The sequence below is a fragment of the Frankia sp. Hr75.2 genome (assembly GCF_949319125.1).
GTDB classification, from domain to species: Bacteria; Actinomycetota; Actinomycetes; order Frankiales; family Frankiaceae; genus Parafrankia; species Parafrankia soli.
This window is the reverse complement of sequence record NZ_CASGGV010000290.1, coordinates 51,779-66,058: the sequence shown is the minus strand read 5'-3', so window position 1 is coordinate 66,058 and position 14,280 is coordinate 51,779. Positions and strand designations below refer to the sequence as shown.

The following is a 14,280-nucleotide window of genomic DNA, read 5'->3' as shown; positions in this document are numbered from 1 at the left end:
CGCGAACCGGCAGACCCGGGACCGTTCACACCCTCAGGCGGACCGCCTGTCCGCACCCGTGCCCCGCAGCACCGCCAGCCTCTCGGCCAGCACCTCCTCCAGATCGTCGGTCGTCCGACGCTCCATCAACATGTCCCAGTGCGTACGCGGCGGCTTGCTCTTCTTCGGCTCCGGCCGCTCACCGTCCACGATCACCGACGCCGCCCCACACACGCGACACTCCCACGCCGAAGGCACCTCGGCCTCGGCCGCGAAGGGCATGGTGAACTGGTGACCGTTCGGGCAGTCGTACGACGCTGTCTGCCGCGGGGCAAGCTCCGTGCTGCGGTCAGTCTCGTAGGACACTGCACCGAGACGGCTGCCCCGCAGAATGCGCTCGCCCATATGACTCCTCAGAGCGTCGTGGCGTGTGGACCTCAACCGAGTCCAACGTACGGACAAGCGAAGTCGTTCCCACCCCGGAAGGCCAGGTAACGAGATCGCAATCACACTGTGTGCTCCACCGACTGCAAAGGATACACGGCGCGTGACGAACCGGGCTCCGATCCTGCTGAACGGCCTCACCCGCACCACCGTCGGGCTCACCGCCCTGACCAGACCCGTCCGAATCATCCGCGCCACCGGCGTCGACCGCGTCACCGCCGAGAAGATCGCCTGGCTCGCCCGCCTCGCCGGCATCCGCGACCTCGCCCTGGGCGCCGGACTCCTCCACGCCCAGCTCACCGGCGCACCCACCCGCGGATGGCTGTTCGCCGGCCTGCTCGCCGACGCCGCCGACGCCGCGGTCTTCACCCACGCCACCACCCGCCGCCAGCTCCCACCCGCCGCCGGCACCGCCATGGCCGCCGCCGCCACGGGGGGAGTCGCCCTCGCCGCCACCACCCTCACCCGCCACCACCCCACAAACACCCGAACTGGCACCGCGGCACCAGTCGCATGACAGAACAAACCGGCCGCCCGCCGCGTTGACCACCACGGGACCACCACACAGCACACAGACAGGAACACCCGACCCGCGCACAACACCACACCCGCCAGCCAGCCAAAACCGGCACACCCACCCACCCGCCGGCCACCCCGCACCACCCCACGCCAGGAAGGACATCCCATGACCGACCAGCCGAACACCGACACCGACGAGAAGGTCGTCCGCAGCGACACCGAATGGCGCCAGCTCCTCGACCCCCAGCGCTACGCCATCCTGCGCCAGGCCGCCACCGAAGCCCCCTTCAGTGGCGCCTACACCTACGACAAGACCAGCGGCACCTACCGCTGCGGCGCCTGCGGCGCCCCCCTGTTCACCTCCGACACCAAATACGACTCCGGCTCCGGATGGCCCAGCTTCTACCAGCCCGTCACCGCCGACGCCGTCACCCTCATCACCGACCGCAGCCACGGCATGACCCGCACCGAGGTCCGCTGCGCCCGCTGCGACTCCCACCTCGGCCACGTCTTCGACGACGGCCCCGCCCCCACCGGCCAGCGGTACTGCATGAACAGCCTCGCCCTCGACCTCGACAACACCGACGCCAGCTGAAACACCACGCCAGCTGACCAACCCGACCAGGCCGGCCACACCCCATCCCGCACCGGCTGCCGGACACCACCCCGGCAGCCCGCAACCCCACACGAACCACGAACCACACCGGGCCTGGCACCGGCACCCCCACCCCGACATGGCACCATCCCGCAGGTGAGCAGCAGTCCCGCCGCGACACAGCGCCTCCGAGACCTCGCCCGCCTCCGCCGCGTCCGCGACCGCATCGACCGCGAGTACGCCCAACCCCTCGACGTCGAGGCGCTCGCCCGCGGCGCACACATGTCCGCCGGACACCTCAGCCGCGAGTTCCGCCTCGCCTACGGCGAATCGCCCTACGCCTACCTGATGACCCGGCGCATCGAACGCGCGATGGCCCTACTACGCCGCGGCGACCTCACCGTCACCGAAGTCTGCTTCGCCGTCGGCTGCTCCTCCCTGGGCACCTTCAGCAGCCGCTTCACCGAACTCGTCGGCATGCCCCCCAGCGCCTACCGCCGCCACGCCGCCGCGGCCACCGCCGGCATGCCCTCCTGCATCGCCAAACAGATCACCAGACCGGTCAGGAATCGAGAAGCGCGCTCACCCAGCCGCACCTAGCGTGACCGCCATGGACATCACCATCCACACCAGCTTCCTCCCGCACGACGACCCCGACGCCTCCCTGGCCTTCTACCGCGACACCCTCGGCTTCGAAGTCCGCAACGACGTCGGCTACAACGGCATGCGCTGGATCACCGTCGGACCCCCCAACCAGCCCGACACCTGCATCGTCCTCGAACCACCCGCCGCCTACCCCGGCATCACCGACGACGAGCACCGCACCATCACCGAGATGATGGCCAAGGGCAACTACGCCCACGTCATCCTCGCCACCGCCGACCTCGACGACACCTTCACCAAGGTCCAGGCCAGCGGCGCCGAAGTCGTCCAGGAACCCACCGAACAGCCCTACGGCGTCCGCGACTGCGCCTTCCGCGACCCCGCCGGCAACCTCGTCCGGATCAACGAACACCGCTGAACCAGCCGGCGAACCCGGCCAGGACCCGACACCCGGACAGCCGCCACGCGGCAACCCCCGCGCCCGACACCGGTGGCGACCTGGTGGTCGCCACCGGCTGGCCAGCACGATGGAGACACCATGAGCAACGCCACGAGGACGGACCCGCAGCCGCCCGCGCCCCACCTCGCCGACAGCCACGACCTCATCCGCGTCCACGGCGCCCGCGTGAACAACCTCAAAGACCTCAGCGTCGAACTCCCCAAACGCCGACTCACCGTGTTCACCGGCGTCTCCGGCTCAGGCAAAAGCTCCCTGGTCTTCGGCACCATCGCCGCGGAATCCCAGCGACTGATCAACGAAACCTACAGCGCCTTCGTCCAAGGCTTCATGCCCACCCTTGCACGACCCGAAGTCGACGTCCTCGACGGACTCACCACCGCGATCATCGTCGACCAGCAGCGGCTCGGCGCCGACCCCCGCTCCACCGTCGGCACCGCCACCGACGCCAACGCCATGCTGCGCATCCTGTTCAGCCGGCTGGGACGTCCACACATCGGCTCACCCAACGCCTTCTCCTTCAACGTCCCCACCGTCCGGGCAAGCGGCGCGATCACCACCGAACGCGGAACCAGCAAAACCGAACGAAAGACCTTCACCCGCACCGGCGGCATGTGCCCCCGCTGCGAAGGCCGCGGCGCCGTCTCCGGCTTCGACCTCACCGCCCTCTACGACGACAGCAAATCCCTCAACGAAGGCGCCCTCACCATCCCCGGCTACAGCGCCGACGGCTGGTACGGCCGCATCTTCGGCGGCTCCGGCTTCCTCGACCCCGACAAACCCATCCGCCGATACACCAAGACCGAACTCCACGACCTGCTCTACAAAGAACCCACAAAAATCAAGGTCGACAACGTCAACCTCACCTACGAAGGCCTCATCCCGAAAATCCAGAAATCGATCCTGTCCAAAGACCGCGAAGCGATGCAGCCACACATCCGCGCCTTCGTCGACCGGGCCGTCACCTTCACCACCTGCCCCGACTGCGACGGCACCCGGCTCAGCGAAGCCGCCCGCTCCTCCCGCATCGCCGGCACCAACATCGCCGACGCCTGCGCCATGCAGATCAGCGACCTCGCCCACTGGGTCCGCGACCTCGACGAACCATCCGTCGCACCCCTGCTCACCGCGCTGCACCACACCCTCGACTCCTTCGTCGAGATCGGCCTGGGCTACCTCTCCCTCGACCGGCCCTCCGGCACCCTCTCCGGCGGCGAGGCGCAGCGCGTCAAAATGATCCGCCACCTCGGCTCCTCACTCACCGACACCACCTACGTCTTCGACGAACCCACCGTCGGCCTGCACCCCCACGACATCCAGCGCATGAACAACCTGCTGCTGCGACTGCGGGACAAGGGCAACACCGTGCTCGTCGTCGAACACAAGCCGGAAACAATCGCCATCGCCGACCACGTCGTCGACCTCGGACCCGGCGCCGGCACCGCCGGCGGCACCGTCTGCTACGAAGGCACCCTCGCCGGGCTACGAACCAGCGGCACCCTCACCGGTCGCCACCTCGACGACCGCGCCACCCTCAAACCGACCGTGCGCACCCCCACCGGCCAGCTCCCGATCCGCGGCGCGACCACCCACAACCTGCACGACGTCAACGTCGACATCCCCCTCGGCGTACTCGTCGTCGTCACCGGCGTCGCCGGCTCCGGCAAAAGCTCCCTCATCCACGGATCGATCCCCGCCGGCGCGGACGTCGTCTCGATCGACCAGACCGCCATCCGCGGCTCACGACGCAGCAACCCCGCCACCTACACCGGACTGCTCGACCCGATCCGCAAGGCATTCGCGAAAGCCAACGGTGTCAAGCCCGCACTGTTCAGCGCCAACTCCGAAGGCGCCTGCCCCGCCTGCAACGGCGCCGGCGTCATCTACACCGACCTGGCGATGATGGCCGGCGTCGCCAGCACCTGCGAAGAATGCGACGGCAAACGGTTCGAAGCCTCCGTGCTCAACCACCACCTCGGCGGCCGCGACATCAGCGAAGTCCTCGCCATGTCCGTCACCGACGCCCAGGAGTTCTTCGGCACCGGCGAGGCACGCACACCCGCCGCACACGCCATCCTCAACCGGCTCGCCGACGTCGGACTCGGCTACCTCACCATCGGCCAGCCGCTCACCACCCTCTCCGGCGGCGAACGGCAACGACTCAAACTCGCCACCCACATGGCCGACAGGGGCGGCACCTACATCCTCGACGAACCCACCACCGGCCTGCACCTCGCCGACGTCGAACAACTCCTCGGCCTGCTCGACCGGCTCGTCGACTCCGGCAAGTCCGTCATCGTCATCGAACACCACCAGGCCGTCATGGCCCACGCCGACTGGATCATCGACCTCGGCCCCGGCGCCGGCCACGACGGCGGCCGGATCGTCTTCGAAGGCACACCCACCGACCTCGTCGCCGCCCGCTCCACCCTCACCGGCGAACACCTCGCCACCTACATCGGCACCTGACCAAACACCGCCCAGCAGGCGGGGCCCCGGCGGCACATAGAGGTCGAACGGGGCCGAACACCCCTCCCGAAACCGCGCCGATAATGCACATTATGTTAAGTAGGCCCGCGTCCGACCGGGAGGCCCGCCCATGGCCATGGGCGAAGGTCCGCGGCGACCTTCGTCCAGCGCGAGGCGGCCCCAGAGGGACACGGCAAAGATGATCATGGCGACACCCGAAGCCCGTTTCATGATCGAAAACTCCTCTCAACCGAAGGTTTTCTGTTGAGGAGAAAGGCTTTTGATCAATTGTGCATTTGGTTGTCTTCTTGATCGTCTGCGCAGGGCTCGCACGTCAACACTGTTGACTATCTTGAGGGTCTGGTGGGACGTGGGGCGAACCGGTGGCGGCCACCGCCACGGCCACCCTCACCGCGGTCAACTACTCCGGGATGCGGCGCGCGGCCTGGCTGACCCGTCTGATCGTCGTCGTCCTGACCGTGCTCGTCGTGGTCGCCTGCGTCACCAGTGGCGCCGCGGAGCCGGGCCGCCAGCCTGTGGCCCGGTCTCCCGCAGGCCGCCGGCCTGCTGTTCTTCGCCTTCGCCGGCTATGCGCGCATCGCGACGCTCGGCGAGGAGGTCCGTAACCCGCGGCGCACCATCCGCCGGGCGATCCCGACCGCGCTGGGCATCACGCTGGTCGTCTACGCCGCGGTCGCCGTCGCGCTGCTGCTGGTGCTACCGGTGGCCGCGCTCGGGGCGTCGGCCGCGCCGTTCACCGACGCCGCGCGTGCCGCCGGCGTGCCGGGTCTGGCTCCGGTGGTGCGGGTCGGGGCCGCCGTCACCGCGCTCGTGCTCACCACGGACCTGCGCGGCGCGATCGGGTTCTCCTCGTTCGGGGTGCTGCTGTACTACGCGGTCGCCAACGCCGCGGCGTGGACCCTCTCCCCACCGAAGGCCGTCCGGTGCGCGCCGTTCCGGTCGTCGGACTGCTCGGCTGCCTGCTGCTGGCCTTCAGCCTGCCCGGGACGTCCGTGCTCGGCGGGTCCGCGGTACTCGCCGCGGTGGCCGTGGTGTACGCCGCCCGTCACGCGGGCGGGCACCCGGCGCGGCAGTGAGCGGGGATGACGCGGCCATCAAGATCATCCTTGACGGGCGGGCGCGTCAACAGCGTTGACCACACTGTGGGTTCCACTACGATCAGGTGTCGTGACGGCACCGGACGAGGATGAGGACGCGCCCCGGTCGGGCGCATCGGCTCCCCCGCAGCGCACGCCTCGGGGCACCCTGTCGAGGGAGGTGCTGCTCGACGCGGCGATGGAGATCGTGCGCATCGGCGGGGCCGACGCCTTCAGCATGCGTGCCCTCGGTGCCCGCCTCGAGGTCGACCCGACCGCCGTCTACCGCCACTTCCACACCAAGAACGAGCTGCTGGACGTCCTCGCCGACATCCTGATCGCCGGCGACGAGCCGCTGCCGTCGACCGGGGACGCGCGGGCCGACCTGCGGGCGAGCCTGCACCAGCTACGGCGGTCGCTGCTGCGCCACCCGACGATGGCGGGGGTGATCCTGCGCCGCCCGCCGGGCGGGCGGGCGTACTGGGAGCGGGCCAACCACGCGCTCGGCCTGCTGCGCGGGATGGGCCTGAGCCCCGAGCAGGCGACGTCCGCTTACCAGACGCTGCTGTTCTACAGCCTGGGCCATGTGTTGTCCGAGGCGCGCACGCTGGCCGCCGCGGTCGCGCAGGACCGGCGTCCCAGCGCGCCGACGGCGACGTTCAACCCGCCGGCGCACCAGCTGCCCGACCTGGCGGCGGCGGTGCCGTTCCTGCGGGCCGACACGGCCGCGCAGTTCGACGACGGCCTCGACCTGATCATGGGGTCGCTGCCAGGGTGAGCGTCGGTGGACCGGTCGCCGTCGGCGGAGGGGTAAACCTCACAATCCCGTCCGGGACGGGCGCGCGCCGGGCCTGCCCCGTCCAGGGCGCCGATCCACTTGCTACGGTGCACTCCGACCAGCCCCGCGCCCAGCCGTCCCCGCTCCGCCGCATCCGCGGCACGGATGCGGACGGTCCCGGGTCGGGTGGGGACGGGTGACGCCGCGGCGTGGCCGTGGTCCCCGGCCACGGCCGGCCGTCCACGCGGGAGCGTGACGGCACACAGGGGTTCCGGCGTGGCGAGCTGGCCGGCACAGGTCCGGACGGGCACGGATCCGGACAACGGATCGAGGCGGGAGTCGAAAGCGATGGCGGACGAGACGCTCGACGGGTTCCTCGAGGCGCTCGCCTCGGCGGCTCCCGCGCCCGGCGGTGGCGCCGCGGCGGCGGTGCAGGTGGCGCTGGGCGCGGCCCTGGTGAGCATGGTCACCAACCTGACCATCGGCAAGCCGCGGTACGCCGAGCACGAACCGGTGATGCTCGCCGCCCGCGCCGAGGCGGACCGGCTGCGCGGCGAGGCGCTGGCGCTGGCCGACGCGGACGCGGTGGCGTTCACCGCCGTCACCGACGCCTACCGGCTGCCCAAGGAGACCGCCGAGGAGAAGGCGGCACGCAGCGCCGCGATCCAGCGGGCGCTGGTCGGGGCGGCCGACGTGCCGCTGCGCACCGCGGCGGCGGCCGCCGAGGTGGTCGGGCTGTGCCAGCGCATCCTCGACGGCGCGAACGTCAACGTCCTGTCGGACGTGGCCGTCGCCGCCGCCAGCGCGCGGGCGGCCCTCGACTCGGCGGCGATCAACGTGCGGGTGAACCTGGCGTCGATGAGCGACGCCGCCACCCGCGACGCGACCGCCGCCGAGCTGGACAAGTACCTGTCGTCAGTGACCGGCGCGGACGTCGTCGTGCGCGCCGTGGGAGATCGGATCGGGTCATGAGATTGCTGGATGGGCGGTCGATGGCCGCTGACATAGGACGCTCGGTCGTCGACGACGTCGAACGGCTCGCCGCCACCGGGGTCACTCCGACCCTGGCGGTCGTGCTGCCGACGGCGGACGAGGCTGCCCGGTCGTACGTGCGGGTGATCGAGCGCGGCGCCGCCAAGGTCGGGGTGGGCTGCGCCGTCCACGAGCTGACCGGGGACCCGGACGAGCTGACCGCCACCGTGGACCGGCTCGCCGCCGACCCGGCGGTGCACGGGATGATCGTGCAGACGCCGCTGCCGGACGGGCTGACCGCCGCCGACGTGGGTGCCCGCATCCCCGTGGGCAAGGACGTCGACGGCATGAACCCGCTGAGCCTGGGCCGGCTCGCCCTCGGCCTGCCCGCGTTCGCGCCGGCGACCGCGGCGGCCGTGCTGGAGATCCTCAACCGGGCCGCGGTGCCGCTGGCCGGCGCCCGGGCGTGTGTGATCGGCCGCAGCTCGGTGGTGGGCAAGCCGGCGGCGCTGCTGCTGCTCGCCGAGGACGCGACGGTGACGGTGTGCCATTCGCGGACGAAGGACCTGGCGACGGTGGCGCACGACGCCGACATCGTCGTGGCCGCGGTCGGCCGGCCGAAGATGGTCGGTGCCGGGCATGTCCGGCCCGGGGCGGTCGTCATCGACGTCGGCACGAACTGGACGGACGCCGGCCTGGTCGGTGACGTCGACGCCGACGCGGTGGCCCCGGTCGCGGGCGCGCTGACCCCGGTTCCCGGCGGGGTGGGGCCGGTGACGACGATGCTGCTGCTGCGCAACACGGTGCGCGCGGCCGGCGGCTGAGCAGGTAGACGGGTGAGCAGGTAGCCGCGGGAGTTCGGAAGCTGTTCGGAAGTGTGGGGAGTTCAGCGGGCGGGGCGCGGTGGCGCGCCGCCCGCTGTGGCCGTTCCGGCGGTGCGCACGCGGTTGCGGCCTTCGCGTTTCGCCTGGTAGAGCGCCGCGTCGGCGCGCTCGAGCAGGTCGGTCAGGATGGCGAGGTCGTCGGTGGCCGGCGCCGCGGCGCGTGAGCCGGGGAACGCCGGTTCCGCGGCGGTGCCGGGCGCGCCGCGACGGGCCGCGTCGGTCCCGTCCGCCGGGCCGGCCGGGCTTGCCTGGTGGGTGAGCGGGTCGGGGCGGGCGGGGCTGGTGCAGGCGACGCCGACCGACACCGTGACGGTCACCTCGGCGCGACCGAGGCGGGTGCTGGCCCCCGCGACCTGGTGGCGGACGCGTTCGGCGACGGCCGCCGCCGCGTCGAGGTCGACCTCGGCGAGCAGCACGACGAACTCCTCCCCACCGAACCGGCCGACGAGGTCCTGCGGCCGGGTGGCCAGGCGCAGCGCGTCGGCGACGGCGAGCAGCACCGCGTCACCGTTGAGATGCCCGTGCCGGTCGTTGACCTGTTTGAAGTGGTCGACGTCCACGAGCAGCACCGACAGTGGACGTCCCAGCCGGCGGGTCCGGGCGGTCTCGCGCTGGGCGACCTGCCGCCAGTAGGCCATGGTCGCCAGCCGGGTCTTGGGGTCGGTGCGGGCCGCGGTGAGCAGCTCGGCGTGGGCCAGCCCGCGGCGCAGCAGCAGGACGAGCGGGGCGGCGACGACGAGCAGCAGCGGGCTGGCCGCCCACAGGACGGCGAGGATCAGCGCGGCGCCGGTCTCCACCGCGACCGCGACCGCCTGCTCCCGCCCGCCGGACCAGTGACCGGGACGCAGCAGCCGGTCGACGAGCACGTAGACGCCGACCGCCGCGATCAGCGCGGCGAAGGTGTGCGACGAGCCGGCGAGCCGCTCCGCGGACCGCGGGTCCGTCGTGGGTGCGATCAGGTGGTGGACGGCGGCCGCGGCGGCGCCGGCGAGACCGAGCGCGGCGGTGTCGTGCAGCCGGATGCGCGCCGGCGGCGGGGAGCCGCCCCGGCCCGCCGGCCGGCCGAGCCGCCCCGCTCCCCCGGTCGCCAGCCAGAGCGGGACGTGCGCGAGCAGCGCGTACAGCGGGGGCAGCAGCAGCGCGACCGGCAGCGTCCAGGTGGAGGTCATGGGAGGGCCGCTGTCCTGGGGGGCGGCGGTGGCGCCTTCGGCACGTTGCCCGGCGCCGGCCGCGACGGGGCTGGTGAGCAGCACCCCGGTGACGACGGCCAGCGCGGTGAAGGCGGCGAAGGTCGCGAGCTCGGCGGGCCGTGGCGGGGAGCGGTCGGCGGCGGCGTTCGCGACGAGGACGACGGCGGCGAACAGGAACAGCGCCTCGACCGCGAGGATGCCGATCAGCTCGGCGGGCGGCCGCGGCAGGCCCGCGGCGCCGCCGGGCCGCCGCCACCGCGGCGGGCGCAGGCTCCCGCGCGGTGGCGGTGGCATGGGCAGGCGGGGCAGGAACCGGGGGCGGGCGCGCGGGCGTGGCTCGTTGCGGGAGCGGCGCCCGGCGCCGCCACGGCCGGGGGTACGGCCGGGGGTGTTGTCAGGTCCGGGCAGGGCGGAGGCCGGGCAGGTGGCGTCCCGTAGGAACAGCGAGGCACCATGGCCCGCGGAGGTGCCGTGACCCGGATCGGCGCGGGGGACGCCCGTCATCTCCGGGAACGGGGTGTCGCGGGGCACCGCGGCGGAGGCGATGGCTGTGGGCGGGCCCGCGGGGAGGCTGGGTAGGGCGGGGAAGGGGTGGACCAGGCCCTGGCGGGCCGCCCATCCGCGCGGCCCGGTCGTGGTCGTGGTCGGGGCCACCCGCCCGAAGGCGGGCATCGGCAGCGGCTCGGCCCGCGCGGGCGCGACCCGGGCCGGAGCGGGACGCGTCGGGATCGGGGCTGGAGCCGGGTGGGTGGCGGGAAGCTCGGCGGGGCGTCGGGTCCCGTCCGGAGACGTCCCGATCACCGCGACGAGCCCGGCCGGGCGGCGGGCCGCCGCCCGGCGGACCGCGCGCACCACCGCCCCGAGCCCGGGGGGGACGTGCCCGCGCCCGGGTCGCCATGGCGCCTGTCGTAACGGCATCCGCACGTGGCCCTTCTCGTTCACCGCCGGTGCTGGTGACGCACGCGGCGCCCACCTCGCGGTATCCAGGTCTGTCGGGGCATCCGTTCACGAACCGGGGCGACCCGTGCCCGGCGCCGGCCGGGGGCGGGACCGCCCTCGGTGGGACCGGCGCCGCCGGCGACCACAGCCGCCAGCTGCTACACACAGTGAAGCCCCGTGAACGAAGGGTATGAAGGCTCTTCGGGCATCCGCAACTAGTTCGTGGATGTCGGACATGCAGTACCGGCATCCGCACCAGCGGTCGACGCACCCCCCGGGGGTGTGCTCCCCCTACCTTCGCGCTTCTGACCTGCATCATCAGGCGGCGCACCGGTTCGGACGGCCGGGTCGCAGGCGCCGGAACGGCCGTCCGCACGGCACGGGAAGACCACAGGCGACCCACCTGATGGGGTGGGTCGCCAGGGCGCCGGACGGCCGCCGCGCCGGCCCGACGGCCCCGCGGCCACCGGCCGGCCGGTCAGCCGGTCAGCCGGTCAGCCGGTGGTGGCGGCGACGGCGTCGACCATGGCGGCGGTCAGGGTGGCGACGTCCGCCGGCTCCATCACGAACGGCGGCATCGCGTAGACGAGCCGTCCGAACGGGCGCACCCACACCCCCAGCTCGACGAGCAGCGGCTGGATGACGGCCATGTCGACCGGACGGTGGGTCTCGATCACGCCGATGGCGCCGAGAGTGCGGACGTCCGCGACGCCCGGCAGGTCGGCGGCGGGCGCGAGCCCGGCCGCCAGCGCGTCGTGCACGGCGCGGACCCGCTCCCGCCACGGGGAGGCGAGCAGCAGCTCGACGCTCGCCCGCGAGACCGCCGCGGCCAGCGGGTTGGCCATGAACGTGGGGCCGTGCATGAACGCGCCCGCCTCCGACGCGCAGACGCCGTCGGCCACCTCGGCGGTGCACAGGGTGGCGCCCATCGTCAGGTAGCCGCCGGTCATCGCCTTGCCGACGCACATGATGTCCGGGGTGATCCCGGCGTGATCGCAGCCGAACAGCTCCCCGGTGCGCCCGAAGCCGGTCGCGATCTCGTCGGCGACGAGCAGCACCCGGTGCCGGTCGCACAGCTCGCGGACCCGGGCCAGCCAGCCGGGGGCGTAGAAGCGCATCGCGCCGGCGCCCTGCACGACCGGCTCGAGAACGACCGCGGCGATCTCCCCCTCGTGGGCGGCGAGCAGGCGTTCGACGTCGGCGAGGTCGTCATCGGTGACCGGCTCGTCGAAGCCGGGAGCCGGGGCGGGGGCGAACAGATGCCGGGCCAGCAGGCCGGTGAACAGGTGGTGCATGCCGGTGTCGGGATCGCAGACCGACATCGCGCCGGAGGTGTCACCGTGGTAGCCGCGGCGGATCGTGAGCAGCCTCGTCCGCCCGGGCCGGCCGCGTCCGGCCTGGTACTGCAGCGCCATCTTGATCGCGACCTCGACGGCGACGGAGCCGGAGTCGCAGAAGAACACCCGCTCCAGGCCGGGTGGGGTGACCCGGACAAGCAGCTCGGCCAGCGCGACGGCGGGCTCGTGGGTGAGCCCGCCGAACATGACGTGCGACATCCGGTCCAGCTGGTCGCGGGCGGCCTGGTCCAGGACGGGATGGCGGTATCCGTGGATCGCCGCCCACCACGACGACATCCCGTCGAGCAGCTCGCGGCCGTCGGTGAGGGTCAGGCGCACCCCGGCGGCGGAGGCGACGGCGAACAGCGGCGCCTGGTCGCGCACGGAGGCGTACGGATGCCAGACGACCGCGCGGTCCCGGGTGACCAGGTCGGAGGCGTCCATGGCCCCAGCTTCTCCCACCGGCCGCCGGAGCGGGCCGGCGGCGGCGGGCGCGGGGCTGTGCCGCTGCTCACCCGGCTTCGGCCGGTGGGGCGTGCCACGGCCGAAGCCGGGGGTCGGGCGAGGCGGGGTGTGTCGGAAGGGCCACACGGGGCGCCCACCGGTCCCGGGTGCGGGCGGCGGCGTCGAAGATGGGACGGGCACTGTCCACCCGCTCACACTGTCCACCGCTCGCCGGCCGCCCGCCGGTGCCGGCTGCCCGCCGCCGTGTGGTCGGCCACAGGTCCAGGGAGGAGTCACCTCGCATGCCGCCCGAACCCACCGACCCCGCCGTGCTCGACGGGCCCACCGTGCCGGCCGCGCGTACCGCGGCCGCAGCGCTCGCCGAGCCGGCGGTGCCGGCCGAGCCGGCGGTGCTCGTGCGCCGCGAGGGTGCCCTCGGCCGGATCACGCTGAACCGGCCGAAGGCGATCAACGCGCTGACCACGGGCATGGTGCAGGCCATCGACGCGGCGCTGCGGACCTGGGCGGCCGACGACGGGATCGCCGCGGTGCTCGTCGACGGGGCGGGCGGGCGCGGCCTGTGCGCGGGCGGCGACATCCGCTTCTTCCATGACTGCGCGCGGCGCGGCGACCCGGCACCGAAGGCGTTCTGGGCCGCCGAGTACCGGCTCAACGCGCTGATCAGCACCTACCCGAAGCCGTATGTGGCGCTGATGGACGGGCTCGTCATGGGCGGCGGGATCGGGATCTCGGCGCACGGCGCCACCCGGATCGTCACCGAGCGCTCGGTGCTGTCGATGCCCGAGGTCGGGATCGGCTTCGTCCCCGACGTCGGCGGCACACACCTACTCGCGCGGATACCCGGGGAGATCGGGACGCATCTGGCCCTCACCGGCGCCCGGATCGGCGCCGCCGACGCCATCGCCTGCGGGCTGGCCGACCACCACCTGCCCAGCGACGCGCTGCCGGCGTTCGTCGCCGCGCTGCGCGAGGCCGCCGGGGCCGGCCTCGGCGCGGGCGGCGCGGGCCCACTGGCCCGCCGGTACGCGACGGTCGCCGCGGCGACCGGCCCGTCCTCTCTGGCGGCTGACCGGGCCTGGATCGACCCGTGCTACCGGCACGGCAGCGTCGAGGAGATTCTTGCCGCGCTGACGGCCAGCCCCGCCCCGGCGGCCCGCGCCGCCGCGGAGGAGATCGCCGCGAAGTCACCGACCTCGCTGAAGGTGACCCTGCGCGCGCTGCGTTCGGCGCGGGCGCTGCCCGGGCTGGGAGCCTGCCTGGACCAGGAGTACCGGATCGCCTGCGTGCTGCTGAGCACCCACGACCTCGTGGAGGGCATCCGCGCGGCCGTCGTCGACAAGGACCGCTCCCCCCGCTGGTCCCCGGACCGGCTCGACGACGTCACGGCCGAGGACGTCGACCGGTTCTTCGCCCCGCTGGGCGACGCCGAGCTCGGCCTGGGCGAGGCCGGCGGACTCGGTCCGGCCGACGACTCCGGTCCGGGCGGCGAGCTCGGTCTGCGCGAAAGAGAGGCAGCCCGATGACCGACAGCTGGGGCGCGGCGGCCGGGACG

General features: G+C 73.2%; 13 protein-coding genes. 10 read left to right on the top strand and 3 right to left on the bottom strand.

Features of this window, described 5'->3' with window-relative positions; translation table 11 throughout:
- Positions 1-33 precede the first annotated feature (33 nt).
- Positions 34-384: an RNA polymerase-binding protein RbpA gene (locus AC559T_RS21600; protein WP_112104882.1), complete on the bottom strand. Its 351-nt coding sequence runs from the start codon at positions 382-384 to the stop codon at positions 34-36.
- A 142-nt stretch (positions 385-526) separates the two neighbouring features.
- On the opposite strand from AC559T_RS21600, the gene AC559T_RS21595 reads away from it, so the two are divergent.
- From AC559T_RS21595 to AC559T_RS21555, 9 genes are all read left to right on the top strand, one after another.
- On the top strand, positions 527-940 hold the full coding sequence (locus AC559T_RS21595; RefSeq protein ID WP_071064329.1) for a hypothetical protein: 414 nt from the start codon (positions 527-529) through the stop codon (positions 938-940).
- A 168-nt stretch (positions 941-1,108) separates the two neighbouring features.
- Entirely contained in the window at positions 1,109-1,537 is a 429-nt protein-coding gene (msrB, locus tag AC559T_RS21590; protein ID WP_498869881.1) for a peptide-methionine (R)-S-oxide reductase MsrB, read from the top strand.
- A 156-nt stretch (positions 1,538-1,693) separates the two neighbouring features.
- Positions 1,694-2,137 carry a helix-turn-helix transcriptional regulator gene (locus tag AC559T_RS21585; RefSeq protein ID WP_368956686.1) on the top strand — a complete coding sequence of 148 codons (444 nt, stop codon included), beginning with the start codon at positions 1,694-1,696 and terminating at the stop codon, positions 2,135-2,137.
- 10 nt (positions 2,138-2,147) lie between these two features.
- Positions 2,148-2,558 (top strand): VOC family protein, encoded by a 411-nt coding sequence (locus AC559T_RS21580; protein WP_112104883.1) that lies wholly within the window; start codon positions 2,148-2,150, stop codon positions 2,556-2,558.
- A 120-nt stretch (positions 2,559-2,678) separates the two neighbouring features.
- Positions 2,679-5,066, top strand: coding sequence for an ATP-binding cassette domain-containing protein (locus tag AC559T_RS21575; protein WP_498869880.1), 2,388 nt, complete (start codon positions 2,679-2,681; stop codon positions 5,064-5,066).
- A 507-nt stretch (positions 5,067-5,573) separates the two neighbouring features.
- Positions 5,574-6,173: an amino acid permease gene (locus AC559T_RS21570; protein ID WP_498869879.1), complete on the top strand. Its 600-nt coding sequence runs from the start codon at positions 5,574-5,576 to the stop codon at positions 6,171-6,173.
- Positions 6,174-6,254: 81 nt separating this feature from the next.
- Positions 6,255-6,941, top strand: a complete 687-nt coding sequence (locus tag AC559T_RS21565) for a TetR/AcrR family transcriptional regulator C-terminal domain-containing protein (protein ID WP_498869878.1) — start codon at positions 6,255-6,257, stop codon at positions 6,939-6,941.
- Positions 6,942-7,289: 348 nt separating this feature from the next.
- Positions 7,290-7,913, top strand: a complete 624-nt coding sequence (locus AC559T_RS21560) for a cyclodeaminase/cyclohydrolase family protein (protein ID WP_041254462.1) — start codon at positions 7,290-7,292, stop codon at positions 7,911-7,913.
- Entirely contained in the window at positions 7,910-8,737 is an 828-nt protein-coding gene (locus tag AC559T_RS21555; RefSeq protein WP_112104877.1) for a bifunctional 5,10-methylenetetrahydrofolate dehydrogenase/5,10-methenyltetrahydrofolate cyclohydrolase, read from the top strand. The genes AC559T_RS21560 and AC559T_RS21555 overlap by 4 nt, the downstream gene beginning before the upstream one ends.
- Before the next feature lie 62 nt (positions 8,738-8,799).
- On the opposite strand, the gene AC559T_RS21550 is transcribed toward AC559T_RS21555, so the two are convergent.
- Positions 8,800-10,929: a diguanylate cyclase gene (locus tag AC559T_RS21550; RefSeq protein ID WP_498869877.1), complete on the bottom strand. Its 2,130-nt coding sequence runs from the start codon at positions 10,927-10,929 to the stop codon at positions 8,800-8,802.
- Positions 10,930-11,420: 491 nt separating this feature from the next.
- On the bottom strand, positions 11,421-12,707 hold the full coding sequence (gene bioA / locus AC559T_RS21545) for an adenosylmethionine--8-amino-7-oxononanoate transaminase (protein WP_071064345.1): 1,287 nt from the start codon (positions 12,705-12,707) through the stop codon (positions 11,421-11,423).
- Positions 12,708-13,009: 302 nt separating this feature from the next.
- On the opposite strand from bioA, the gene AC559T_RS21540 reads away from it, so the two are divergent.
- Positions 13,010-14,251 (top strand): enoyl-CoA hydratase/isomerase family protein, encoded by a 1,242-nt coding sequence (locus AC559T_RS21540; RefSeq protein WP_498869876.1) that lies wholly within the window; start codon positions 13,010-13,012, stop codon positions 14,249-14,251.
- Positions 14,252-14,280: the final 29 nt, after the last annotated feature.

Bases quoted from the DNA above. Each gene is read 5' to 3' on its own strand.
- AC559T_RS21540 (WP_498869876.1), top strand. From the start codon at position 13,010: ATGCCGCCCGAACCCACCGACCCCGCCGTGCTCGACGGGCCCACCGTG.
- bioA (WP_071064345.1), bottom strand. From the start codon at position 12,707: ATGGACGCCTCCGACCTGGTCACCCGGGACCGCGCGGTCGTCTGGCAT.
- AC559T_RS21580 (WP_112104883.1), top strand. From the start codon at position 2,148: ATGGACATCACCATCCACACCAGCTTCCTCCCGCACGACGACCCCGAC.
- AC559T_RS21575 (WP_498869880.1), top strand. From the start codon at position 2,679: ATGAGCAACGCCACGAGGACGGACCCGCAGCCGCCCGCGCCCCACCTC.
- AC559T_RS21600 (WP_112104882.1), bottom strand. From the start codon at position 384: ATGGGCGAGCGCATTCTGCGGGGCAGCCGTCTCGGTGCAGTGTCCTAC.
- AC559T_RS21560 (WP_041254462.1), top strand. From the start codon at position 7,290: ATGGCGGACGAGACGCTCGACGGGTTCCTCGAGGCGCTCGCCTCGGCG.
- AC559T_RS21555 (WP_112104877.1), top strand. From the start codon at position 7,910: ATGAGATTGCTGGATGGGCGGTCGATGGCCGCTGACATAGGACGCTCG.
- msrB (WP_498869881.1), top strand. From the start codon at position 1,109: ATGACCGACCAGCCGAACACCGACACCGACGAGAAGGTCGTCCGCAGC.